The organism is Silvimonas terrae, assembly GCF_014202765.1.
Classification (GTDB): Bacteria; Pseudomonadota; Gammaproteobacteria; order Burkholderiales; family Chitinibacteraceae; genus Silvimonas; species Silvimonas terrae.
Window position 1 is genome coordinate 124,941 of record NZ_JACHHN010000007.1, and the last position, 23,712, is coordinate 148,652.

Sequence of the window (23,712 nt, forward strand, 5' to 3'; positions counted from 1 at the left end):
TAGCGCATGGGCCGGTTTACGGCTACGTTCACCGCGCGGGTGATGCACAGGTGGAACAAACTGGTGCATCGATGCGTCAGGTTCTGGTGTTGATACTGCATTGGGCATCAGGTTGACCCGGTTGTTGCAGCAGTACGGTGGCGCCTTTGTCCCAGAGCGAAAACACCCCTTCGTCCGTCCCCAACTGATAATGCGCGCCAGACGCGGCCACCACTTGCGTGAGCACCCGCGCGCCCCCAGGCAAGCCGGCATAAGCATAGCCCGCCCCGACTTGCACAAACGTAGTCTGGATCGGTGTCTCTACACCCGGGCAGTGCATCACAAACGGCCCGGTGCTGGTGCTCGCCCCGCTGTTGCGGCGCGCCCCCGGGAAATCCTGGCGCAGTTCGTCGATGCGCGTGACATAGCTGGCAGTCACGCAGGCGTCCAGGTCATCGGCTTTCCAGCAATCATTGCGCCCCTTGATCCAGCCGCGCTGCAAGGCTTTGAGGTTGCTGCGGGCGGGCGCGGCAGCTGTTTTATCCGCGCTGGCCAGTTTGTACAGCCGGCTGGTTTCTCTATCCAGCGCGGCCAGATCGTCGTCGCCGCAGATGGCTTTTTCTACGGTGGTCGTGGCTTTGCTGCAATTGAATGCGGGTTTGGCGGCCAGGGCGCTGGTGCTGACAAACAAGGCAGCGCCAGCGCTGAGGAGATACATGGCGACAAATTTCATGGGTTGTCCTGAAAGAGAAGAATGACCGTTTTGTCATTCAAGCACGGTTTGTCCTTGACTGCCGGTCAAGAGTTTCTTTCGACTCAGGCGGTTTTTCCAGGCGCGCTACAGCGATAGTCTGAGGGCCTTCTCTTAAAACACAACGAACCATCATGACCCGTTTCCTGATCATTAATGGCGGCAAGGCGTTTGGCCATTCTGCTGGCGAACTCAACCGCACCCTGGCAGACTTTGCCGCCAGTACCCTCAAGGACTTCCAGTTTGAAGTTGAAACCACCTTTGTCGATGGCGGTTACGATGTGGAGGCCGAAGTTGAAAAATACCTGCGCGCCGATGTGGTGATCTACCAGATGCCCGGCTGGTGGATGGGGGCGCCATGGACACTGAAAAAATACATGGATGAAGTCTTCACCGCCGGACATGGTCGCCTGTATGCCAGCGATGGCCGTAGCCGCAGCGATTCCAACCTCAAGTATGGTTCTGGCGGGCTGATCCAGGGCAAGCAGTACATGCTCTCCTTGACCTGGAATGCGCCAATGGAGGCATTCACCGATCCGGCTCAGTTCTTTGAAGGCGTGGGCGTGGATGGCGTTTACCTGCCCTTTCACAAGGCCAACCAGTTTCTGGGCATGTCACCGTTGCCGACGTTTATCTGCAATGATGTGATCAAAGCGCCCGCTGTTGCAGCGGATATCGACCGTTACTACGCGCATCTGGCCACGCAGTTTGCCCCGGCCAGACACGCCTGAATTTCTGATGATCTCTTTGTGGAGCACCCCATGCTGACCGTTATTGCCATCATCAAGGCCCGCCCGGGCCAGCGCGACAACCTGGTGGCCCAGTTTGCCCAAATCACCCCTGCCGTGCTGCAAGAAGAAGGCTGCATGGCCTACGCGCCACTGGTCGATGCGGTGACGCAAGCCGCCTTCCAGACAACCTCGCCCGACACGGTTTTCATGTTGGAGCAATGGGCCAGCGTGGAACACCTGCAAGCGCATATGCACGCGCCGCATATGCTGACCTACCGGGAAGCCACCAAAGACATGGTGGAAAGCGCATCCATCCATATCCTGAACCCGGCGCTATAACCACGCCGGCCCCCGGCGGCGCAGTGGTTTAGTCCTGGCTGAGCAGGCTCAAGCTGCCATCGGCCGCGACGGCCACGCTCAGACCTTCATAGCCCGGTACTTTGGTATTGGTGGTATCCATGGGGTGGCTGTGCGTGGCCGTAATCACCACCACCGTCGCCCCCGCCGCCTCTGCCCCGGCAATCCCGGCCGGCGCATCTTCAAACACCACACAATCTGCCGCATTCACACCCAGCTTGCGCGCGCCCAGCAAAAAGCAATCGGGCGCAGGCTTGCCGTGTGCGACGTCTTCACCACACACCATCAAGGGCGGCATGGGCAGGCCCGCAGCGGCAATCCGTTTCTCTGCCAGTTCTCGCGTAGCAGAAGTCACCACCGCCCAACGGTCCCGGGGCAATGCGGCCAGGAACTTTGCCACGCCGGCAATCGGCTCAATGCCTTCCAGATAGTCGATCTCGCCTTGCAGGATTTTTGCGGCTTCCACCTCTTCATCAATACCCGGCAACTGCTGCTTTCTGATGGTTTCGATCGCGCGCACGCCATGGATGGTCGGCAGGAAAGCGGCCACGTCCAGACCATGTTCCAGCGCCCAGTCGCCCCAGACTTTTTCAGCGGCGGCGATTGAACTGAGGATGGTGCCATCCATATCGAACAGGAAGGCGGAGAAGGTGCGGGGGAACAGTGCTTGCGTAGACATGAGGGCTCGTCAGGGAAGTGGCACAAGGACGGCGCGCGGGGTCTGGGTTTGTTGCGCTGCCGCAGGGGAGATTATGGCATAGGGAGGGGTGAGGTGTTTCGGGGTAGTTGCGTGCAAGTTTCGTTTGCGTGGGGTGTTAGCACCCTCAGGCACTAACACCCCCACAACAATATTAACCAGGCCCGCCACCCCGGACTCCCGCCTCCGGCTCCATCCGGGCTACGAGTAGAACCTGCTTCCATCAAAACCGGCACACCTACCGCCATGCACTCCCCACCTGGATATACCATGCATTCTGATCCCGGCTATGCGCCACATCGATCCCCATCCCCAAGCCCAGCTTGCGCGCTATCAGGTAGCGGAACCCCACCCCTACGCCGACCGGCGTTTCTGCCTCATCCCAACTGTGCCAGCGCCCCCAGGCCCGCCCGCCGCCGACAAAGCCCAGCGCGGCCCAGCGCTCGGTGACGTTCCAGCGCAGTTCAGTTTCCAGTGCGATGGTGTTCTTGTCCTGAAACCGTCCTTTTTGCACGCCGCGCTGGTCCACATAGGGCTGGGCATAAAACGGTACGTCCCCGCTGGTGGCCTGGAGCTGGCCGCGCAGGCCCAGTACCCAGGTTTTATCGAACGGAATCCACCTGTAGATGCGGGCGTCGTAGGTATCAAAATCGGCTGAACTGCCGTAGGCGCTACGGGCGTACTGGGCTTCCACTTCAGAATAGGTGCCGGAGTTGGGCCAGAAGATATTGTCGCGGGTGTCGTAATCCACCACTGCGCCAAGCTTGCTGATAGTGAGGTCTTTCTGGAATCCTCCCAGTTCGGTCGCCACCTGTCCGGTGAACTGGGTGTTGGCATCCAGCCAGGTGTAGCGCGGGCCGACGAACCAGGGGCTGTCAGCAATCTTGAACAGCACCTGCTGCATCAGGAATGTCCCCTCCAGTTTGTAGGAACGGGCGACATCAAGCGCTCCGAAATAATCGGTTTTCAGGTCAAACCGGGCCAGCGCGCCCAGATAGCGGATACGGTCACCATCCCAGGTATGAAAATGAAACAGGCCGGCGCCCCAGGTGCCGTTTTCCGTACCAACGCCCCCCACCCCGGTGATGTTGGGTGGGGCCATGACCCCGTTTTTTTTGCCTTCCTCGCTGGCCTCTGCCATGGATTTATCAAAAAACAGCAGCGCGCCACCGCCACCGTAGCCGATCGCTGGCTCGGTAATGATGGTTGGCACCGGCAAGAAGCCTTTCTGATTCAGCAGATAGTCACTCACATCCAGCGCGCCATCTTCCGGATCGCGCATACTGCTCCAGTCCAGGGCGCAGGCGTTGGCAGAAGCAAGCAGCAGCGCTGTCGCCAGCCATGACGCCCTGGGCGATAAGCCTGACAAGCAAAAAGTACCGTGTGACTGCACGATGTAGATACCCCATCTGGTCTGGCGGTTTTTTGGGCGCAATGGTTACAGCATAGGCAAATCACGGGCAGTCGACCTACAGCGCTTTCAGCATGTGCCGGGTCGTGAAAAAGCCGGTCCCGGGCTAGATTGCAAATATCGCGTTACCCTGCACGGGGCAAACCATGAATCCATCCCTGAAAACCGTTTCGGTGACCGAAGTGGAAAATGCCATCGCCAACGCGCTGAGCGATCTGCTGGATGGGCACGTGATCGTGGCCGTTCACCATATGCAGTTCAAACCTGAAGGGCTGTTTGATAGCGCCAATCATGCCGATTTCACCGTCTCTGCCAGTTTCAAGCGCTGGCCAGAGCCCGGTGCACCCGAGATCCCGCTCTAGGTCTGGGGAGTGCCAAACCGGCAATTTGCCTTGTCAGGCTGCCTTCCGTCGCCCATTTGTCCTGTTGGGCCCGGCCAGCGCCCGCTATCCGGCAAACGGTCTTGAATTGCTGCAATGCTGCGGGCTAATTTGACAGCTTGCAGACAGCATTCATCAGACCAATCTGCGCCGCGCCGGAGCACCCTCTTGGGCCGTATTCTTATTGCCGATGCCTCGCCATTGTTCCGGCAGGCCATGGTTCAGCTTGTCACACTGGAAGGCCACGATATTGTGGCCCAGGTGGGTGATGGCGAATCCCTGTTCAGCGCCGTACGGGCGCAGCATCCAGACCTGGTGGTGATTGAACTGACGCTGCCCGCGCTGGGTGGCGTCGATGGGCTGCGCTGCATCTGCGCCCTGAGTGCATCCACCCGCATCCTGATGTACACCACGCAACCATCACGCCACTTTGCCCTGCGCTGCGCCCAGGCCGGCGCCAGTGGTTATGTGAGCAAATTTGCCGGGGCGCGGGCCTTGCGTCTGGGTGTGCGCAATGTACTGCAGGGGCGACGTGCTTTTCCGGCTACGCCGCCAGCCGGCGTGGCCGAGGGAGCGGCGCGGCTCGATAGTTTGTCGGGCCTCGATATCGCCATCTTGCAAATGCTGGCAGCCGGGTTCTCTACCGCCGAAATCTGCGAGCAAATGGCGACGGATCGCCAGAACGTGAACCAGAGCAAGCATCGGCTGCTCAACAAGTTTGGTCTGGAAACCCTGGCCGGATTGATCGACCTGACCCAGACCCATGGGCTGGATCTGGGCAGCAGCTTGCGCTGCGACGACAGCAGCATGGCGGGTATGGAAAACCTGCATCTGTTGCGGGCGATGATTGAATCCTCCCCCAACGGCATGTTTCTGCGAGACAAAGAAGGCCGCCTGGCACTGTGCAACCCGCGTTTTATGGACCTGTATGCCGCCGCGCTGGCCGATCCGGATTACGCCCTGCCTGATGAAGCCACCTGGTTCGACCCGGCGCTGCAAGCGCATGTTGCCGCGCATTTTCAGTTATTGATCCAGACTGGCCGCACCATTGCACTGGATACGCATGTGCACGTCAATGGCGTATTGCGTTCCTTGCATGTGTGGTGCATGCCGGTACGCGACAGCTCAGGCCAGATTCAGGGTGCCATTGGCGGCATGATCGATTTTACCGACCGGGCCAACAGCGTGAAGCGCCTGCGTGACGCCCGTACTTCGCCCGCCGGAAACGAAAGCACCCAAGCGTCTGAATTGGCCGCCGAAGCGTCGCAAACCCGTGTGGTCAATCTGGTAGAAGCCAGCTCCCGGCTCTATCGCACGGTGCTGGAACTGGGTGAACTGATCCGCATGGGCGCCGCGCCCACCACGGTGCCCGAGCAGGCGCTCTCATTACATGCTGTGATTGAACGCTGGCAACGACAGCATCAGCACACGCCTTCCGCCGCCATACTGGATCTGCGGCGGGTTGCGGTGGATGAAGTCTGGCTGGATGAAAAACGGCTGGAGCAATTGCTGGATAAACTGGCGCAAGTGGCCGCACACCCGGTGCATTTAACCTTGAGCAGCCTGCCGCAACCGGGCAGGTCCGCGCGCGTGACCATTGGGGCCAAAGCCGGGCTGACCACGCACGTGGGCGGCGATATAGCGGTCACGCTGGCACTGATCCAGGCGCTGGCGCAGGCGCTGGGGGGCAGTTTGCTGATGGATCGCAACGGCCATCTGGCAGTCAGCCTTGCCGCCAGCGTGGTCCGCCCGGCGCGGGCAGCCTGAAGCAGGCCACGCCAACAAAAAAGCCGGCGCGTACCGCCCCGGCTTTTTTGTTGGCTGTGTCAGCACTGATCAACGACTGCTACCGCGCGAGACCACATCAATCCAGACCGCCAGCAACAGGATCGTGCCTTTGACGATCATCTGCCAGAACGAATCCACATCCAGCATGGACATCCCGTTATCCAGGCTGGCCATGACCAGCGCGCCGATCAACGCACCGTGTACGGTCCCTACCCCGCCGCGCATGGACGTGCCGCCAATAAAACACGCCGCAATGGCATCCAGTTCACCCATCGAGCCGGCCGAAGGCGAGCCCGCCGCCAGCCGCGCGGTATTGACCACGCCGGCAAAGGCGCACATCAACCCCATCAGCGCAAAGATGGCCAGTTTGACGCCGCGCACGTTCACGCCGGATAAACGCGTGGCCTCCATATTGCTGCCCACCGCATAGATACGACGACCAAACACGGTTTGCGTGGCCATATAGGTAAACAGCGCCAGCAGCACCATCAACAACAGCACGGGGATGGGAATACCGTCATAGGCGTTGAGCACGCGCACAAAACCCAGAATCACCAGCCCCGCCACCACCACGCGGGTGATATCCCGCCACAACGGTGCCACGGGCAGACCATAGCGGACATTGGAAAGACGGCTGCGCCAGGTCACCACGCCCGCAATCGCAAAGATGATCACGCCCATCAGATCGCCCAGCAGCGTGGGCAGATACCCCTGGCCCAGGTACACCAGTTGGTCCGACACTGGCGCAATGGTAGACCCGCCGGTCACGCCCAGCAGCACGCCACGAAACGCCAGCATGCCCGCCAAACCCACAATAAACGAGGGCACGCGCAAATAAGCTGCCCAGTATCCGTTGAACAGCCCGACCAGCAAACCCAGGCCACACACAATGGCCAGGTTGGCCGCCAGCGGCATGTGGTAATGCACATCGAGCACCGCCGCCACACCGCCCAGCAAGCCCAGTAGCGAGCCAACCGAGAGGTCAATCTCGCCAGAGATAATGACAAACACCATGGCGCTGGCCAGCATGCCGGTGATGGACATCTGCCGCAGCAGGTTGGAGATATTGCGCGGCGTCAGATAGCCGCCTTCGGTTTTCCAGGCAAAAAATGCCCAGATCAACGCAATGGCGATCAGCAAGGCCAGAATCTTGTTCTGGCTGAACAACTGCTTCACGCCGGGAAACCCATGCGCGGGTTTGTCCTGACCCGGCAGACTGGTAGTTGCGGCGACTGCGCCGGTCTTGATCATCTTGAACTCCTCGTTCTTTCTTTATCTTTCATGAAGCGCTGATGCGCGCAGGGTCAGCCATGCGAAACGCAGCGAAAAGCGGTGTTGACCGGCGGTCAATGCGCATTTTGAGCTTCGTTTCAACGCCCCGAGTGCAGTAGAGCGTGCCTTATGCCGCCTCAGGCAACACCTGATCCAGCGGCTTGAGCGCGGCAGCCAGAACCTGTTCTTGTGTCAGGCCTTCGTTATTGAACTCGCCGCGCAACTCGCCTTCGCCCATCACCAGCACCCGGTCACTCACGCCCAGCACTTCGGCCAGTTCGCTGGACACCATGATGATGCTGATACCCTGGCGGGCAAGGTCAAACATGAGCTTGTAGATTTCATACTTGGCGCCCACATCCACGCCGCGGGTAGGTTCATCCAGGATCAGGATGTCCGGCTTGGGTTGCAGCATCTTGGCCAGCACCACTTTTTGCTGATTGCCGCCCGACAAACCGGTGATCTGCAAATGCGGGCTGGCGGTTTTGATGCGCAGCCGGCCAATCTCATGCATGACGTTTTTCAGCTCGGCGCTTTTATCAATGCGCCCCAGATGCGTGTACTGGCCCAGTACCGGTAAGGAGATATTCCAGCCCACGCTAAACTCCGGCACGATGCCGTGGTGTTTGCGGTCTTCCGGCACCATGCAGATGCCATGCCGAATAGCCTTTTGCGGCGTGGATACATCCACCACCTTGCCATTGATGCTGACCGTGCCTGCGGACTTGCCACGCCACGCCCCGAACAGTGCACTCACCAATTCCGTACGGCCCGCGCCGACCAGACCGGCAATCCCCAGAATCTCGCCCTTCCTGAGGCTGAACGACACATTCTTGACCTTGCGCCGTTGCGGGTTGCTCACGTCGTAGCAGGTGATGTTCTGGGCCTCCAGCACCACCTCTCCGATCGGATGCGGCTCACGCGGGTAGAGGTTGGCAATATCGCGCCCCACCATCATGGAGATAATCCGGTCTACCGACATGCTGCTCATCGGCTGTGTGCCAATGTGCGTACCGTCACGGATCACGGTAATGGTGTCGCCAATCTCCGCCACTTCATCAAGCTTGTGAGAGATATACACACAGGCCACGCCACGTGCTTTCAGGCCTTTGATGATGTTCAGCAGCACGCGGATTTCTGCGGTGGTGAGCGAGGATGAGGGCTCATCCAGAATCAGCAGTTTGGCCTTTTTGTTGAGCGCCTTGGCGATCTCAACCAATTGTTGTTGTCCGCCGCCGTAAACCGATACCGGCAGCGCCACATTGACATCCGGCATTTCCAGTTCATTCATCAGCGCCTGGGCGCGCTGGTGCATGGCGGCGTAATTGAGGCGGCCGCCCGGCAAGGTGATTTCATTACCCAGGAAAATGTTCTCGGTCACCGAGAGCTCAGGCACCAGCATCAGTTCCTGGTGGATGATGACAATGCCCGCATCTTCGGTTTCGCGAATGGTGTGTGCAGCCAGGGGCTGACCTTGCCAGAGAATCTCGCCCTCCCACGTGCCGTGCGGATACACGGCGGAGAGCACTTTCATCAGTGTGGATTTGCCGGCCCCGTTCTCGCCACACAAGCCCACACATTCGCCGGCCCGCACCCGCAAATCAATCCCGTCGAGCGCTTTCACGCCAGCGAAGGATTTACGGATATTGCGCATTTCCAGCAAGTATTCAGACATACCCGTTTCCCGATCACTCAAACCTGTTCAACAAGCAGGGCAAACCAGGAAGACTGCCGCCTTCGGGTTTGCCCTGGCCGATCAGACCCACCACACGCTCCCCGGCAAGACAGACCGGCAAAGCGTCCAGCGGGTGGGCAAGGGCCCAGTGGCAAGGCATGTTCGCGCAGACAGTACACATTCGTACCGCAAGCGGACATCACGCAGCCAATGGGCCCTTGCCGGCCCGCGGCTTACTGCGCGGCCAACTGAGCTTGAGTGTAGAAGTTGTCCTTCACCAGGATGTCCGCTGCGTTGTCTTTGGTCAGCATGGTCGGCTTCAGAAGGATGGTGTTGACCTTCTTCTTGCCGTTATCCAGTTGGGTGTCAAACTTCACCGGCTTGTCTTGCACCAGGTTCACGGTCAGTTGTGCGGCCTCGGTGGCGATCAGCTTGAGCGGCTTGTACACGGTCATGGCTTGCGTACCGCCAATCACGCGCTTCACGGCGGCCAGATCAGCATCCTGCCCCGATACCGGCACCTTGCCAGCCAGCTTTTGTGCAGCCAGGGCCTGAATCGCACCACCGGCAGTACCGTCGTTGGAGGCCACAATGGCGTCAATCTTGTTCTGATTGGCGGTCAGTGCGTCTTCAACAATGTTCAGGGCCTTTTGCGGGCTCCACTCATCCACCCATTGCTGGCCGACAATCTTGATGTCGCCCTTGTCAATGTACGGCTTGAGCACCTTCAACTGACCGTCGCGCAACATGCGGGCGTTGTTGTCGGTCGGTGCGCCACCCAACAGATAGAAGTTGCCCTTGTTCTTGAACTTGAGCACGCCTTCAGCCTGCATCTCACCCACTTTGGTGTTGTCGAAGGTGATGTAAGCGTCGATGTCGGCATCGTTGATCAGGCGGTCATAAGCCACAACCTTGATCCCCGCCTTCTTGGCTTCAGCGATGGTGTTGGTCAGTACCTTGCCATTGAACGGCACAATCACGATGGCATCTACACCACGCGAAATCAGGTTTTCAATTTGCGAAATCTGGCGTTGCTCGCTGGCATCGGCCGATTGCACAAAGACCTTGGCGCCCATCTTTTCTGCAGCGGCCACGAAGAAATCGCGGTCACGCGCCCAACGTTCCACGCGCAAATCGTCAATCGAGAAACCGATAACGGGCTTGTCCTTGCTGGCCTGAGCGGCCGGTGCGGCAAACAGCAGCACCGAGGTCAGCGTGCTGGCAAGCAGGGTCGTAATCAATCTGGCTTTCATGGTGACTCCTCGTTTCATTTAGTTGTGGGCAAAACATTTCCTGATATGACGCTGCGGGTGCAGACGCCGTGGTGCTGCAGTACTTCCTCCTGCCGCTCTGGCCTGGTCCGCCAGGTTCAGAACAGCGGTTCGACAGCCCGATACAAGGTGGCAAAGCGTGCGCGGCGCGGCGATAGCCAGGTCGTGCGTTTTGCATCGGGCGTAAATCGGCCGGTCACCGGGGGCACCGGGCACACTGTGGCAATGTCTGCGGCAGGGTCGATGGCCAGGTGGGCCAGCCGTGCAGCGCCCAAGGCCGGGCCCACTTCGCCACCTTCCCGGCAGACCAGTTCCCGGCCCAGCACATCGGCCAGCAGCTGCACCCAGTAAGCGCTCCGCGAACCGCCGCCAATAACGGTGACTTCTTCCGGCACCACCCCGGTGGCTTCCAGCGCGTCCACGCCGTCGGCCAGACCAAAGGCAACGCCCTCCAGCGTGGCATTGGCCAGATCAGCCGGGGCGGTCCCGGCGGTCAGGCCAAAAAACGCCCCTTGCGCGGCCGGGTTGTTGTGCGGGGTACGCTCACCGGTCAGGTACGGCAAAAACAGCGGAGTGCGCGCATCCAGACCTTTGCGTTCTGCGGCCTGCAGCATGGTGGGCACGTCAGCAAAACCGGCCAGTTGCGCGGTGAAATCCAGGCAGGATGCGGCAGAGAGCATCACCGACATCAAATGCCAGGTCCCCGGCAGCGCATGGCAAAAGCTGTGTACGGCGCGTTGCGGGTTAGCGCGGAAACCATCCGAGGCAGCAAAGTACACGCCGGAGGTCCCCAGCGAGAGCATGGCCTGCCCCGGCGCGACAATACCCGCGCCAATGGCGCCGGCGGCGTTATCGCTGGCGCCAGCCACAATCGGGATGCTGCGCAGCCCCCAGCGGGCTGCCAGTTCCGGCTTGAGCTGACCGGTAATCTGATTGCCTTCAAACAGCTTGGGCATGTGATCGCGAGTGAGACCGGTCGCGGCCAGAATCTCGTCACTCCAGTCCCGTTTGCCCACATCCAGCCACAAGGTGCCAGCGGCGTCGGACAGATCCGTCGCAAAGTTGCCGCTCAGGCAATAACGCAGATAATCCTTGGGCAAGAGGACCGTGGCCACCTGCTTGAAGAGGTCTGGTTCGTGTTCGGCCACCCACAACAATTTGGGCGCGGTGAAGCCGGGCATCATCAGGTTGCCGGTGATCTGGCGCGATTGCGGCACGCGTTTTTCCAGTGCGGCGCATTGGGCAAAGGCGCGGCCATCGTTCCACAGCATGGCCGGGCGCAAGACCTTGCCGGCTGCGTCCAGCAGCGTGGCGCCATGCATCTGGCCGGTCAGGCCAATGGCTTCGATATCGCTGGCGACAATGCCCTCTTTGGCACCCAGCGCCAGCACGGCGGGAATAGCAGATTCGCAAGCGGCCCACCAGTCGGCCGGGCTTTGTTCAGACCACAAGGGTTGCGGGCGCGATACCGTCAATGGCGCACTGGCGCTGGCGCGCACGGTGCCGGCGCGGTCCAGCAAAATGGCTTTCAGGCTGGAAGTACCCAGATCAATACCAATAAACATCGTGACTCCTGCACCAGACAGGTGCAATCCATACATGACAATCGGGTGGACACAGGTTCTGCTTGTAGTCAGTTTCGGACAATTACAAAATCTGCCGAAACGGATGACGTTTTTTCAGCAGAAAATCCCGTTTGAAATCAAACACAAGATCACAAGGCAAAAGAAAGGCGCCACGGAATGGTCCGTAGCGCCAGAGCTGCCGCGCCGTTGTTGCCATGGCACCAAACAGCAAGCGAGGAAGGCCGTCATCGGCCCAATCTGCACACCCCGCGAGCATGGGGTCAGGCGGGAGGTGCGAAATACATATCCTGACTCGGCACACCACTCACTCGTCATTCCGGCGAACGCCGGAATCCAGTTCTAAACAACCGCGTCGAAGACGCTGACCACGGTTGTTCCAATCCGCAAAGGCCACCTTCGGCGCCCCACTGGATTCCGGCTCAAGGCCGGAATGACGATGTTTTGGTATGCGCAGCCCGGTTCAATCAACCGTAGATGTACCGGTTAACGATGTTCTCCAGGTGCTCCTGGCGACCGCTGACATGCTTGGGCGCAATATTGTTCGAGATCGCCCACTGCGCCACGTCTTCCAGCGATTGCTGGCCGGCCAGCACCTGTTTGCCAAACTCGCCATTCCAGCCGGCGTAGCGCTTGTCTTTCAGTTCGGCCAGGGTGTCTTTCTCGATCATTTTTGCGGCGCGCTTGAGGGCCAGCGCCAGCACATCAATCGCCCCGATGTGGCCAAGAAACAGGTCCTCCAGGTCCGAGCTTTGGCGCCGTACTTTGGAGTCAAAGTTAAAGCCGCCTGTGGTGAAGCCGCCGCCCTTGAGAATCTCATACGTTGCCAGCGTCATTTCTTCCACGCTGTTGGGGAACTGGTCGGTATCCCAACCGTTTTGCGGATCGCCGCGGTTGGCATCGATCGAGCCCAGAATACCCAGCGACACCGCCGTGGCAATTTCATGCTGGAACGAGTGCCCCGCCAGCGTGGCGTGGTTGGCTTCGATGTTGACCTTGATTTCTTTTTCCAGGCCAAAGTCTTTGAGAAAGCCGTACACCGTGGCGCTGTCATAGTCGTACTGGTGCTTGGTCGGCTCTTGCGGCTTGGGTTCGATCAGGATCGTGCCCTTGAAACCCAGCTTGTGCTTGTGTTCCACCACCATTTGCATAAAGCGGCCCAGTTGGGCGCGTTCACGCTTCAGATCGGTATTCAGGAGGGTTTCATAGCCTTCACGGCCGCCCCACAGCACATAGTTGGCACCACCCAGACGATGGGTCGCGCCCATGGCGTTGAACACCTGCGTGGCCGCATAGGCAAAGACTTCCGGGTTCGGGTTGGTGGCAGCGCCAGCGGCATAACGCGGATTGCTGAAGACATTGGCGGTACCCCACAACAGTTTCACGCCGGTTTCGGCCTGCTTCTGTTCCAGGTAGTCCGTCATGCGTGCGAAGTTTTCTACGTATTCGCCAATGGAATGGCCTTCCGAAACCACATCGCAATCGTGAAAGGTGTAAAACGGGACGGAGAGCTTGGAGAAAAACTCGAACGCGGCATCGGCCTTGCCCTTGGCGACACTGATGGCGTCGCCACTTTTGAACCAGGGCCGCTCGAATACACCCGGACCGAACACGTCAGAGCCAGGCCAGCAGAAGGTATGCCAGTAACACACAGCCAGTCGCAAATGCTCGGCCATGGTTTTGCCCAGCACCACCTCATCTGGGTTGTAGTGCCGGAAAGCAAACAGGTTGTCGGATTGCGGACCTTCAAAACGGACCTTGCCGACGTTGGCAAAGACTTCAGCCATATGCGTAACTCCACGGATAACGGATTGGAAAACCACTGAACGAGGCAAATCGTAGGACTTGTAGTCGCCTTGCCACAATTACGAAATCGGCCAGCGACATTGCCGTTTTTTGGCAAGGGGGTGCGCCCCGAAGCGGCGCAATTTACAATCCATCTCATACCTTGAAACCGTTTCCGGACCCTGATTTGCACCAGTTTGGCGCAATCACCCAAGGACACACGAATGAGCCACCCCAGCCAGGCAGACCGTAGCGGCAAAGTGCCGCACCGTATTGCCCTTCTGTTCAATGCCAACAAGATTTACGACCGTGAGGTGATTACCGGTATTGGCGAGTACCTGCGCTCTACCCGCGTGGCCTGGGATCTGTTTCTGGAAGAAGACTTTCGCTGTCGCCTCAATGGCCTGGAACACTGGCAAGGTGACGGCATCATTGCCGACTTCGATGACCCCGCCGTGGCCGAGATCCTCAGCCGCAGCCCGTTGCCTGTGGTGGCTGTGGGCAGTTCTTATCAGGATGAGGCGGACTATCCGGGCGGCGTGCCCTACGTGGCCACCGACAATTTCAAGCTGGTGCGGCTGGCGCACGATCACTTGATTGATGTGGGGCTGGAACGCTTTGCCATGTACAGCCTGCCGGAATCTACGGTGAACCGCTGGGCGCAAGAGCGTGAGAAAGCGTTTATCAAGCTGGCCGGTGCGGATGCCCCCATTAACCGGGGTCTGGCCACCTCTCCGGATGGCTGGAACAGCGCCAGCGAGCGCCTGGTCAGTTGGTTGAACGCCCTGCCCAAACCGGTGGGCATCATTGCCGTGACCGACGCACGTGCGCGCCACCTGTTGCAGGCTTGCCTGACGGCGGGTATTGCCGTGCCGGAAGAAGTCGCCATCATCGGCATCGATAACGATCCACTCACCCGCAATCTCAACCGTATTCCGTTAAGTTCAGTCGCCCAGGGGTGTGAAGAAATGGGCCGTACCGCCGCGCACATGCTGCACCAGATGCTCAATGGGGCGCGGCTGGGCAACACGCGCATTCTGGTGCCACCGGTGGGCATCAATGTGCTGGCCTCCAGCCAGTATCAACCGCTCTCCAGCCCCTATGTGATGCGGGCGCGGCATTACATCCGCCAGTACGCCTGCCAGGGCATCAAGACCGAACAGGTGGCGGATTACGTCGGCGTGTCGCGTTCCTCACTGGAAAGCTATTTCCGCCGCGAACTTGGTTACACCGTGCACCAGGAAATCCTCCTGTTCAAACTGGAAAAAGCCCGCGAAATGCTGCTGCAGGGCGAGCTTTCTACCGGCGACATTGCCGTGCGTTGCGGATTTACCTCGCTGCAATACCTGCACGCGGTGTTCAAGCGCGAACTGGGTTGTACCCCGCGTGAATTCTACGACCGCAGCAAAGACGCGCGCGGCGTGCCGCCGACAGTCACGCAATAAATCCCAACACAAGAAAACAGGGCCGGCAAACGTCTGGCCTGCCAATCAAAACAGAAACGCGGCTTTACGCTTTATCCCCGGAGATTGAATGTCCATTTTGCCCATCCAGACCACGGCCTGGGATCACGGCGCCAGCCTGTTTACCCTGCGCAACTCTCACGACATGCGCGTGGTGGTGACCGACATCGGTGCCTCGCTGGTCTCCTGGTATGCCCCGGACCGGGCTGGTCGCATGGCCGACGTATTGCTGGGATATCCGGACGCGGCCGGCTACCTGGAAGGCAGCGGTTTTTTTGGCAGTGTGGCCGGACGCTGGGCCAACCGCATCAAAGGTGCCCGTTTCAATATCGACGGCCAGGAATTCAGCCCGGATGCCAATGAGGGCGCCAACCATCTGCATGGCGGCTTTGCCGGCTTTCATAACCAGCGCTGGCAGGCGCATGTGTCACTGGATTCATTGCGTCTGTCTTTGATCTCGCCCGATGGCGCCGGCGGTTTTCCCGGCAACTTGCGGGTCGAAGTGGACTACCGGCTGGATGATACTGGCACGCTGACCATTGCCTACGCGGCGGCCACCGACGCCCCTACCCCGCTCAATCTGACCAGCCACGCCTATTTCAACCTGTCTGGCGGCGATTCGGATGTGCGCGACCACCTGTTATCAATTAACGCCGATGACTATCTGGCCATTGATGACGAGTCCATCCCCATCGCCACTGTCCCGGTGGCGGGTTCCGCCTTTGATTTCCGGGCCGCTGCCCCTGTGGGCTCCCGGCTGGACTGGCCGGACTCCCAACTGGCCCTGGCCAGCGGCTTTGATCATTGCTACGTACTCAATGGCGAACCTGGCACCTTGCGTGACGTCGCCACCCTGTACGATCCGGCCAGTGGTCGGGAGCTAGTGACGGCCACCACTGAGCGTGGTCTGCAACTGTATACCGGCAATTTTCTGGACGGCATGAAAGGTCGCCGTGCCTGGCAAGCACGCGACGGCTTGTGCCTGGAGGCGCAGCGCTTTCCCAACCAGATCAACTCGGAAGACGCGGAACTGGTGATCTTGCGACCAGGCAAAATCTACCGCCAGGTCACCACTTACCGCTTGGGCGTGCGCAACTGACCCAAGGGTTATATCAGGAACAAAAACGCCGCCATGCTCGCGGCGTTTTTTTCTGCCTGATGTAACCCGATCAGGCTATTTGTTTTTAAAAGACGTCCTGCCGTTTTGCCAAAACGCCCCCTGACAATGCCAGGAAAATCCTGCTAAATCAATTCAGCTACCTATATCACTCCAATTACTTAAAACACACCAGCATACCGATTGGCCGATAAAAAAATCGTGCTGGAAGACGGGTTCAATGTATTAAGCGCAATATGGCTGAAACACCGCCGACACAAATCGCCCGGACGCCCCGTTACGACCGCCGGCGTGTTCATTTTTACCGTTCATCAAAAAACATACACTTTCGTATATTAAAGTTTGCTTAAGTTGTCTTTCTGCCAGAATCCCACCTAGTATTTTTAATTGCCACTGATTCCAGAATGGCAGCACTTTCACGTGCGCAATAAACGTACCCGTATTTTTATTGCAGACCGCGCGCACCGCGTGGATTTTCGCTATGCAAAAGCAAAACCAATAAAGCAAGGAAAATGCAGATCATGTTCAATAGCCAATTAAAAAGCAGACTCAAAACACTGGAGCAAACACTCCAGCAAGAACAGGCCTGGAAGAGCGCACTAGACCGCTCTACCGCAGTGATTGAGTTTGCCCCTGATGGCACGATTCTGGACGCCAACGAAAACTTCACCCGCACCACGGGTTATCGCCGCGATGAATTGGTCGGTAAACACCACCGTATGCTGTGCGACACCCAATATGCCAATTCAGCCGAATACGCAGATTTCTGGCGACGCCTGGCACAGGGCGAATACTTTAACGGCAACTACAAGCGCCTGGGTAAAAGTGGTCAGCGCCTTTGGCTGGAGGCGACCTATAACCCGATCTTTGATGAGCACCGCCGCGTGATCAAGGTCATCAAATTTGCGCACGATATTACCCGCCAGATCGAAGACAGCCTGGCACAGCACAATATGCTTGAAGCGCTGGATCGTTCCATGGCGGTGATTGAATTCAATATGGATGGCACCATTCTCACCGCCAACGAAAATTTTCTGAAAACCACGGGTTACCGGCTGGATGAAATCAAGGGCAAACATCACCGGATTTTTTGCGAGCCGGAATACCGCGATAGCGTGGCTTACGCTGATTTCTGGCGTGCCCTGAACCGGGGCCAGTTCATGTCCGGCCAGTTCAAGCGCGTTGCACGCAATGGTTCTGCGCTGTGGATGGAAGCCACCTACAACCCTATTTTCAATAGCGATAACCAGCCCTACAAAGTCATCAAGTTTGCCAACGACATTACAGAACGGATGGTGCAGCAGGAGGCTGATGCGCAGAACGCCCGCCGCGCCTACGCCATTTCTGAAGAGACCGATGTGGTCTCGGAAGAAGGCAAACAGGTTATTCACCGCGCCGCACAAGAAATGCACGACATTGCCAGCACCGTGCAATCCGCCTCAAAACTGATTGAAGAGTTGGGCACAAAATCGTCGCAGATCAGCAGCATCGTCAATACCATCAAGGAAATTGCCGATCAGACCAACTTGTTGGCACTGAACGCCGCCATTGAAGCGGCCCGCGCCGGTGAACAAGGCCGGGGATTTGCGGTCGTGGCCGATGAAGTGCGCAAACTCGCGGAACGCACCGGGGTGTCCACCACGGAAATCGCCGGCATGACTGGCAAAATCCAGGAAGGCACCCGCACCGCAATCGAGAGCATGGGCGCGTGCGTCATGCAGGCCAACGATGGTGTTGGTCTGGCCCGGCAAGCGGGCGACGCCATTACCCGCATCAGCGATAGTTCCAAACAGGTGGTACGCGTGATCGGGGAGTTTTCTGCGGTGAAATCAGCGACGGTGTAGGCAAACGTCTGCAGCAAAAAGGGCGCCCCTGGCGCCCTTTTTCATTCACTGCACCTGCCTTATGACGCCTTGCAGCCCAACCCCTCAAACGATGCCTTGCTGCCATAGGTGACCGAAGGCAAATAGGGTCCGATCACGGATTGCTCCTGGCCTGGCACCAGCACGTTTTGTAGCGCGTTGGCGAAGGATGGCTCTGGCAGCATGTTCCGCATGATCAAGAGTCCATCGTTGGGATGGCCATTGCCGTCACCCACATCCGACCACTGGACCCAGCCATAACCGCACGCGGTGGTGGCATTGGCCGGTCGGTCTGCGCTGCGACTGATAGCGATGACGTAATTGCCATTGGCATCTACCGGCACCTGCTCGTCATACATGCAGTCGGTCACCTTCTGCGTGTAAAACTCGTTCATGCAGATGGACCAGTATCGCAACTGCCCGGCCACGTGCGTCAGGCTGTTGTGGAAGGTGGCCGGCACTTGCGGCAACTTGCCGCGCAAGATGGCTACCGTACCGTAATCGCGGCTGATCATGCTCTCCACATAGGCGTTATCCGGATTGCCATACCAGTTTTGTTGATACGCCGGGGTGCCACTACACAGGTAATAAAACAGGCATTGCAGGTTCCAGGTGCGGTTGAACGGGAAATGCCAGTCACCCGGGTTCTGGGCCGGAAAGCTGTCGGGCACGTTGGCCTGATCCCGCAAACTGGCGTACGTGGCCTGCGGCAGAAAATTGGGTGTGCTCAGCGCGCTGGCGGGGTTGAGCTCTGCACAGGCGGCGTCACCGCTGAGCGTGCTGCCATCTGCATTCAAGACCGATACGTCCGGCAAACCCACCGCCCCCGTGTCATCCGCCCCTTGATCGGGTACGTAGACGCGGTACCAGAAGGTCACGGTCGGACCTGGCATGCCGGTGTAGAGCGTATTCGCGGCCGGTGTGGCAGGCGTGCTGCCAGCCACGATCTCTACCTGATAGTTGCGGGCATCGGCATAACGCGGGTTACCGGCAATAAACGGGTTGGTCGCGCCCGTAGCCGGCTGGATATCTTCATCATGCAGTACGTTCACCGGCTGCGCGTTGGTGTCGTAGCTCACGTAGGAGATATACCGTGAGTACGGAAACTGGCCGTTGACGAACAGATGCGCCCCAGCCGGGATGGTCACCGTTGCCGACCAGTAAGCGGCGCCGCTATCCGGATAGGCAAAGTTACCGTTGGGGTTATCCCGGGAGAGCGGCCCCTTCCACAAGCAGGTTTGTGCAGCATGTTGCACGCTGAACGAAGCCGGCAGAGGATTGGTCGGCGCCGGTGTGGGGGTGGCTGGCGTGGGTGCAGCAATGCTACTGGAGCCATCACTGCCGCAAGCGGACAGCAAGAGCGCGGAGATTGCACAGCTCAGGCCGATGGCCAGCGCACGGCGAGGTTTGGAAATGACAGCAGACACGGACTCCTCCTTGGATTTTGGTCGTGTATTACCGGTACTGGTTGTCGTTTTTTGCAGAGTCAAAAGCCGGTGCAACCGGCGCGATCAGCGCGATCAGGGCAACGGGCGGCTGGAAAAACTGATGCCGCCGACGATGTAATCGCGCAGATATCGGTCCAGCCGGTCCCGGCTGGTGGTCTCAAGAGGCCACCAGCGCTCCAGACCGGCGTCGGGAATGACGTTCAGAACGGTATTGAAGGCATAGAGAATCTTGACCCCGGCGGCTTCCTGATCAAGCGCAGGGAGTGCCTGCCGGGCACCTGCTGAAAGCTGGAGGGAGACGGGCCCGAGGCCACGCGCCAGCAGTTCACGTCCGCGCTGGCCGCAATCGCCGGCCATCCGCGCCATCAGTTGCACGCGACCACGGCCTTGCGGCGTGACCACCATGCGCACAATCGGGCGGATCATGGCTTCGGCGATATCCATCAGCGTGAGGGTGGCCCGTTGCGCGGCCAACATGGTTTCAATGTCATGGCTGTACGCGCTGGTGGCTTCAGCCACGGCGGCCTCGACCAGACCCCAGACATTGCCGAAGTGGTAATTCACCGCCGACTGATTCGCCACCCCAGCGAGCTTGTTGATGTTGCGCACGGAGGTTCCGTCCAGACCGCGCTCAGCCACGAGTTCGGTAATCGCCTCGATCATCTAAAACAGACAAGGCCCGCACATTGCGGGCCTTTGCTTTATCTGGGATCGCCTGATCCGTTCTCTACAGTCTGAACCACGCCTTGAATGGCAATCGGGGTGGCGCTTCCCTTTCCTCAAAGAAAACCCAGACCGTCGAACTGTTACCGTTAAGGCAAAGGAAGATGTCGATGGAATATAGCAATGATCACTTTTTCACCAGACTCTGGAACCGGTGGATGAAAGTGCAGTCGATTCTGATGTGGCTTTAATTTGCCATGCCATTCGCAGTAAAGGGTTCTGCCCCCGAGAACTATTTCGCGGGCCTCCCGGCATCTGGTGTCATCATGCACATTCGGCTTTTCGGGTGCGACTTCCAGTGCGAGCCCCATAAACCGTCTTTCGATGATTTGATTTGAGGGGCGTGCCTTTGGGTCTGGGCCATCAGCTTCTCCTCTACTTAGAGCTGGGGGCGGACAGGTAAATGCCCAGTAACCTTGATCGTCGAGAACCCTCAGGTACTTCTGCACAGTTTTACGTTCTGCGTCGTACCCGCCTACAAGTTCGTTTAGCCCACGCCATACATTTGCTTGAAAAAACAAGTCTGGAAAGGCATGAGGTGCCAAGCGCTCCAAGGCTTCCTGGCTATCGCCTTCCAATTCGATGGCGTCACGCCAAAATGCCCGGTGGCTGTTTTCGTCCACAACCCAATGAACCACCGCATGGCCATAAACAGAGTCCGTATCATGCACACCAGATCGCCGAAGCCCAATGCAAGCAACGGGACGGCCATTTCTGACATGATGGTGGGCCCATGCCCAATCTGCATTTTCTGCTTGTTGGGCTTGTCCATCCACACCAATGAGTAGTGCGTCGGCCATCCCGTGGGGCCAATCTGGTTCGTCCAGGTACTTGGAAGCACGCCCCAACCATGCCGCCAATTCTTGCCGGATTTCAGGGGGCACCGAAATCGGAGAATCTGGTGCAACAAGGCTCCAAAGATCAAGGTCTCCCAACATAGAGCGAGTCTGTAAGTCATCGCCAATCCAGATTGTTTCTTTCCGATTCTTGGCAATTTCTACCCGTTCAAGCAGCAAGTCTATGGCAAAGATAATGTCTTCAGATGACCAGCCATTGAAATTCCACTCGCTACCATCAATGACGAAGGACATTTAATTTCTTTTCCGGCGTATCTGCCCAAGCGAGGCAATATCGATCTGGTACTGATCGAAAAATCCCTGCGGCCAGTGTGAAATACTTCCATCGGACAGAAACGACAGTTCATAAGTCGTTGGCAAATTATCCGCATCTGGACCAAAAAAATGCGTAATTGCATTGTCATGCGTCAGATAATGATGTTCTCCAATCGCACGCCTGACACCATTTAAAACATGATCGGAATGTGTCTCGAGAATGACCTGGATGCCACAACCGGCAAGCCAAGCGAGAAATGCCCCCATACGTGACTGGCCCGCTGGGTGCAGGTGAGCTTCAGGATTTTCGACAATCAGGAGACCGTTATCCTGGGCCGTAAGACCAGCCAGAATAATCGGCAGAGCATAAGAAATACCAAACCCCATATTTGGAGCATGAACCCATGCTTCACCGGAGGTTCGAAAGCGCATCGAGTTTACGGTGGTACCTGGATATCGAATAGCATCGATCTCAATCGGCTTGGCAATTTCTCCGATCCATTTCTCCACTTCATACTTCAACAGCGAAGCGCCCCCCATTTCTGCATCCGGGTGCTGCCTTGCGACATTTTGCAGAGGGCTATTACCCATTGTTGCGACCATTTGGGCACAATATTCACCATGGACCCCAATTTCCAGCGTGTCGTCTGGGCAGGGAGATGCCCCTAAAACGCTTCTCGGGCCAAGCCTTTCTGCACATAGATAAGTGAACGCACGAGGGCGCCCTGAGAACGACGAGGGTACAAAGTCTGGTTTATTTTCGATGGTCAAATACAAGGCTTCCTCAGACGAGGCTCCAAAATGCCAGCTACTGATGTCCTCTCCCTCGACCAGTTGCAACTTGATGGCATCATCAGAATCCCAATTACGCACACTTTCGGCGGTTCCTAATTGCAACCCAAAAGGTCCGTTCAGTTGCACTGTATTCCCAGTTCTACCACTGGAAGCCTCCCAGCACAGGAGTAGCGCGTGAATAAGAGATGTTTTCCCCGACCCGTTCAATCCAGTAAGGATGGTTAGAGGGGCCGCTCTGAACGTTTTGTCAGAGAAGCGTTTAAATCCCTCGATGCGTATCTCAGTAATCACTTCATGACCTCTTGCAAAATTTCTTTCGTAGTCATGAGCCGTTTGTTTACAGCAACAGGGTCACCAGTGCTAACGGAAACCACACGGCTATAGTCCTGATCATCAAACGCCGCCCGAAATGCCGCTACAATCTTCTCTTTCTTAGGCAACAGCTCGCTTAACCCATAGTCCGCCAGTGCGATTGATTGAGCTTCGAAAACAGCACGGTTGATCGGGCCTCGCCGCGTTTGCTCCGTAGGCCAACGTCGAAAGGCTGCAGTACCGAGTATTTGGTGCGCGTTTATCATTGCCCTCTCGAAGTCTTCTTTGAGGGCGAAGAGTTCATCATCCGGAATGGCTGGACTGCCGTCCGAGCGACCATCAATCCGGCGGATGAATTCAACCAAGAATGCGTCAAGGCTCGAGTAACTACGATAGTCCGCATCTGTATAGCGGCGGAAAGCGCAAAATCTTAGTACCAGTTCACGATTGGTCATCCGTCCACCATCGCGAACCCGACCCTCCTCCGCATCGCGGTCTTTACGCCAGTATTGCCACTCGGTAGCTTCGTCAAACGAAGGAAATTCAGATAGTTCTTTGATGAATTTTCGTGACTTAGGCTTGCTCATTGCGTGGCGAATCTCTTGAGCCGAAAGCGGACTACCTAATGTATTGACACGACCAAAGATGTCGTACTTCACTTCTGCCGGGGTCTGCGGTTCAATTACGTGCACAACAATTTGCGTACTTCGAAAGCGCCGACTTGCCGCAACATCCAGTTCAGCATAAGTCAGGCCGTCCAAGCTCTGTAGATACTCGAGATCAGCCCCATCAAGCTGATGACGATTGTTCATAAACAATGAGACGGTCGAGAGACGCTGCACCCCATCAACAACTTGATAAGTGCCGTCCACGTCTTGATTGAAATAAAACGCAGGGAGGGGAATACCGAGAAGGATGGACTCAACCAACCTGGTACGCTGACGCTTTTTCCACACAAACTCACGCTGAAAATCTGGCGACAGCTCGATTTCCTTCTCTGTGATCTGGTCAACGATATCTCGAAGTGAAAGATGTTTGGTGGTTATGCGAATCTTGCTCGGATCCCAAGGCTTGGTCCCAGACTCACCATTGCCGGTGTCTTCATCATCCACAGCATCAATTGGCAGGGCTACATCGTCATCGTATTGCAGTGAAGGATCGATCTCGTTTGACATCTAAGACGGCCTTAAAAATTATTGT

Annotated in this window: 20 protein-coding genes and 1 pseudogene; 7 read left to right on the top strand and 14 right to left on the bottom strand. The window is 57.8% G+C overall.

Features of this window, described 5'->3' with window-relative positions; genetic code table 11:
- Positions 1-76 precede the first annotated feature (76 nt).
- Positions 77-712 carry an MliC family protein gene (locus HNQ50_RS16340; protein ID WP_184102272.1) on the bottom strand — a complete coding sequence of 212 codons (636 nt, stop codon included), beginning with the start codon at positions 710-712 and terminating at the stop codon, positions 77-79.
- Between the two features lie 152 nt (positions 713-864).
- Between HNQ50_RS16340 and HNQ50_RS16345 the strand changes: the two genes are divergently transcribed.
- Positions 865-1,461, top strand: a complete 597-nt coding sequence (locus HNQ50_RS16345; RefSeq protein WP_184102273.1) for an NAD(P)H-dependent oxidoreductase — start codon at positions 865-867, stop codon at positions 1,459-1,461.
- 30 nt (positions 1,462-1,491) lie between these two features.
- On the top strand, positions 1,492-1,800 hold the full coding sequence (locus HNQ50_RS16350) for a putative quinol monooxygenase (protein ID WP_184102274.1): 309 nt from the start codon (positions 1,492-1,494) through the stop codon (positions 1,798-1,800).
- Positions 1,801-1,828: 28 nt separating this feature from the next.
- On the opposite strand, the gene HNQ50_RS16355 is transcribed toward HNQ50_RS16350, so the two are convergent.
- Together HNQ50_RS16355 and HNQ50_RS16360 are read right to left on the bottom strand one after the other, a co-directional pair.
- Positions 1,829-2,497 carry an HAD-IA family hydrolase gene (locus HNQ50_RS16355; protein ID WP_184102275.1) on the bottom strand — a complete coding sequence of 223 codons (669 nt, stop codon included), beginning with the start codon at positions 2,495-2,497 and terminating at the stop codon, positions 1,829-1,831.
- A gap of 256 nt (positions 2,498-2,753) precedes the next feature.
- Positions 2,754-3,797, bottom strand: a complete 1,044-nt coding sequence (locus HNQ50_RS16360) for a BamA/TamA family outer membrane protein (protein ID WP_184102276.1) — start codon at positions 3,795-3,797, stop codon at positions 2,754-2,756.
- 275 nt (positions 3,798-4,072) lie between these two features.
- Here HNQ50_RS16360 and HNQ50_RS16365 point away from each other — a divergent pair, with 275 nt between their 5' ends.
- Complete coding sequence (locus tag HNQ50_RS16365) at positions 4,073-4,288, top strand: hypothetical protein (RefSeq protein WP_184102277.1); 216 nt, start codon at positions 4,073-4,075, stop codon at positions 4,286-4,288.
- Between the two features lie 186 nt (positions 4,289-4,474).
- Complete coding sequence (locus HNQ50_RS16370) at positions 4,475-6,073, top strand: response regulator (protein WP_184102278.1); 1,599 nt, start codon at positions 4,475-4,477, stop codon at positions 6,071-6,073.
- A gap of 69 nt (positions 6,074-6,142) precedes the next feature.
- On the opposite strand, the gene HNQ50_RS16375 is transcribed toward HNQ50_RS16370, so the two are convergent.
- The 5 genes from HNQ50_RS16375 to xylA all read right to left on the bottom strand — a co-directional run bounded on the left by HNQ50_RS16375 (position 6,143) and on the right by xylA (position 13,682).
- Entirely contained in the window at positions 6,143-7,345 is a 1,203-nt protein-coding gene (locus HNQ50_RS16375) for a sugar ABC transporter permease (RefSeq protein ID WP_184102279.1), read from the bottom strand.
- Positions 7,346-7,493: 148 nt separating this feature from the next.
- Entirely contained in the window at positions 7,494-9,041 is a 1,548-nt protein-coding gene (xylG, locus tag HNQ50_RS16380) for a D-xylose ABC transporter ATP-binding protein (RefSeq protein WP_184102280.1), read from the bottom strand.
- Between the two features lie 233 nt (positions 9,042-9,274).
- The gene (xylF, locus tag HNQ50_RS16385) at positions 9,275-10,294 is read right to left on the bottom strand and encodes a D-xylose ABC transporter substrate-binding protein (protein ID WP_184102281.1); all 1,020 of its coding nucleotides are present in this window, start codon (positions 10,292-10,294) and stop codon (positions 9,275-9,277) included.
- Positions 10,295-10,410: 116 nt separating this feature from the next.
- A complete protein-coding gene (gene xylB, locus HNQ50_RS16390) occupies positions 10,411-11,877 on the bottom strand; it encodes a xylulokinase (RefSeq protein ID WP_184102282.1) in 1,467 nt (488 codons plus the stop codon).
- Between the two features lie 485 nt (positions 11,878-12,362).
- On the bottom strand, positions 12,363-13,682 hold the full coding sequence (xylA, locus tag HNQ50_RS16395) for a xylose isomerase (RefSeq protein WP_184102283.1): 1,320 nt from the start codon (positions 13,680-13,682) through the stop codon (positions 12,363-12,365).
- A gap of 222 nt (positions 13,683-13,904) precedes the next feature.
- Here xylA and HNQ50_RS16400 point away from each other — a divergent pair, with 222 nt between their 5' ends.
- The 3 genes from HNQ50_RS16400 to HNQ50_RS22385 all read left to right on the top strand — a co-directional run bounded on the left by HNQ50_RS16400 (position 13,905) and on the right by HNQ50_RS22385 (position 18,104).
- Complete coding sequence (locus HNQ50_RS16400) at positions 13,905-15,125, top strand: XylR family transcriptional regulator (RefSeq protein ID WP_184102284.1); 1,221 nt, start codon at positions 13,905-13,907, stop codon at positions 15,123-15,125.
- Positions 15,126-15,213: 88 nt separating this feature from the next.
- The gene (locus HNQ50_RS16405; RefSeq protein ID WP_184102285.1) at positions 15,214-16,242 is read left to right on the top strand and encodes an aldose epimerase family protein; all 1,029 of its coding nucleotides are present in this window, start codon (positions 15,214-15,216) and stop codon (positions 16,240-16,242) included.
- A gap of 539 nt (positions 16,243-16,781) precedes the next feature.
- Positions 16,782-18,104: a methyl-accepting chemotaxis protein gene (locus HNQ50_RS22385; protein ID WP_184102286.1), complete on the top strand. Its 1,323-nt coding sequence runs from the start codon at positions 16,782-16,784 to the stop codon at positions 18,102-18,104.
- Between the two features lie 59 nt (positions 18,105-18,163).
- Here HNQ50_RS22385 and HNQ50_RS16415 read toward each other — a convergent pair whose 3' ends face one another.
- The 6 genes and pseudogenes from HNQ50_RS16415 to HNQ50_RS16435 all read right to left on the bottom strand — a co-directional run bounded on the left by HNQ50_RS16415 (position 18,164) and on the right by HNQ50_RS16435 (position 23,687).
- Positions 18,164-19,549, bottom strand: a complete 1,386-nt coding sequence (locus HNQ50_RS16415) for a hypothetical protein (RefSeq protein ID WP_184102287.1) — start codon at positions 19,547-19,549, stop codon at positions 18,164-18,166.
- A gap of 93 nt (positions 19,550-19,642) precedes the next feature.
- Complete coding sequence (locus HNQ50_RS16420; protein WP_184102288.1) at positions 19,643-20,233, bottom strand: TetR family transcriptional regulator; 591 nt, start codon at positions 20,231-20,233, stop codon at positions 19,643-19,645.
- A 149-nt stretch (positions 20,234-20,382) separates the two neighbouring features.
- Positions 20,383-21,384 carry a hypothetical protein gene (locus HNQ50_RS16425; RefSeq protein WP_184102289.1) on the bottom strand — a complete coding sequence of 334 codons (1,002 nt, stop codon included), beginning with the start codon at positions 21,382-21,384 and terminating at the stop codon, positions 20,383-20,385.
- A complete protein-coding gene (locus HNQ50_RS16430; protein ID WP_308419175.1) occupies positions 21,385-22,326 on the bottom strand; it encodes an AAA family ATPase in 942 nt (313 codons plus the stop codon). It abuts the gene before it with no gap.
- Between the two features lie 15 nt (positions 22,327-22,341).
- A pseudogene (locus HNQ50_RS22560) lies at positions 22,342-22,491 on the bottom strand (AAA family ATPase); the annotation flags it as partial.
- Positions 22,488-23,687: a DUF262 domain-containing protein gene (locus tag HNQ50_RS16435; protein WP_184102291.1), complete on the bottom strand. Its 1,200-nt coding sequence runs from the start codon at positions 23,685-23,687 to the stop codon at positions 22,488-22,490. The pseudogene HNQ50_RS22560 and the gene HNQ50_RS16435, both read right to left, overlap by 4 nt.
- Between the last annotated feature and the right edge of the window lie 25 nt (positions 23,688-23,712).

What these genes read in the sequence shown, in the direction of transcription:
- HNQ50_RS16340 (WP_184102272.1), bottom strand. Translation starts at nt 712, where the DNA reads ATGAAATTTGTCGCCATGTATCTCCTCAGCGCTGGCGCTGCCTTGTTT.
- HNQ50_RS16345 (WP_184102273.1), top strand. Translation starts at nt 865, where the DNA reads ATGACCCGTTTCCTGATCATTAATGGCGGCAAGGCGTTTGGCCATTCT.
- HNQ50_RS16350 (WP_184102274.1), top strand. Translation starts at nt 1,492, where the DNA reads ATGCTGACCGTTATTGCCATCATCAAGGCCCGCCCGGGCCAGCGCGAC.
- HNQ50_RS16355 (WP_184102275.1), bottom strand. Translation starts at nt 2,497, where the DNA reads ATGTCTACGCAAGCACTGTTCCCCCGCACCTTCTCCGCCTTCCTGTTC.
- HNQ50_RS16360 (WP_184102276.1), bottom strand. Translation starts at nt 3,797, where the DNA reads ATGCGCGATCCGGAAGATGGCGCGCTGGATGTGAGTGACTATCTGCTG.
- HNQ50_RS16365 (WP_184102277.1), top strand. Translation starts at nt 4,073, where the DNA reads ATGAATCCATCCCTGAAAACCGTTTCGGTGACCGAAGTGGAAAATGCC.
- HNQ50_RS16375 (WP_184102279.1), bottom strand. Translation starts at nt 7,345, where the DNA reads ATGATCAAGACCGGCGCAGTCGCCGCAACTACCAGTCTGCCGGGTCAG.
- xylG (WP_184102280.1), bottom strand. Translation starts at nt 9,041, where the DNA reads ATGTCTGAATACTTGCTGGAAATGCGCAATATCCGTAAATCCTTCGCT.
- xylF (WP_184102281.1), bottom strand. Translation starts at nt 10,294, where the DNA reads ATGAAAGCCAGATTGATTACGACCCTGCTTGCCAGCACGCTGACCTCG.
- xylB (WP_184102282.1), bottom strand. Translation starts at nt 11,877, where the DNA reads ATGTTTATTGGTATTGATCTGGGTACTTCCAGCCTGAAAGCCATTTTG.
- xylA (WP_184102283.1), bottom strand. Translation starts at nt 13,682, where the DNA reads ATGGCTGAAGTCTTTGCCAACGTCGGCAAGGTCCGTTTTGAAGGTCCG.
- HNQ50_RS16400 (WP_184102284.1), top strand. Translation starts at nt 13,905, where the DNA reads ATGAGCCACCCCAGCCAGGCAGACCGTAGCGGCAAAGTGCCGCACCGT.
- HNQ50_RS16405 (WP_184102285.1), top strand. Translation starts at nt 15,214, where the DNA reads ATGTCCATTTTGCCCATCCAGACCACGGCCTGGGATCACGGCGCCAGC.
- HNQ50_RS22385 (WP_184102286.1), top strand. Translation starts at nt 16,782, where the DNA reads ATGTTCAATAGCCAATTAAAAAGCAGACTCAAAACACTGGAGCAAACA.
- HNQ50_RS16420 (WP_184102288.1), bottom strand. Translation starts at nt 20,233, where the DNA reads ATGATCGAGGCGATTACCGAACTCGTGGCTGAGCGCGGTCTGGACGGA.
- HNQ50_RS16425 (WP_184102289.1), bottom strand. Translation starts at nt 21,384, where the DNA reads ATGTCCTTCGTCATTGATGGTAGCGAGTGGAATTTCAATGGCTGGTCA.
- HNQ50_RS16435 (WP_184102291.1), bottom strand. Translation starts at nt 23,687, where the DNA reads ATGTCAAACGAGATCGATCCTTCACTGCAATACGATGACGATGTAGCC.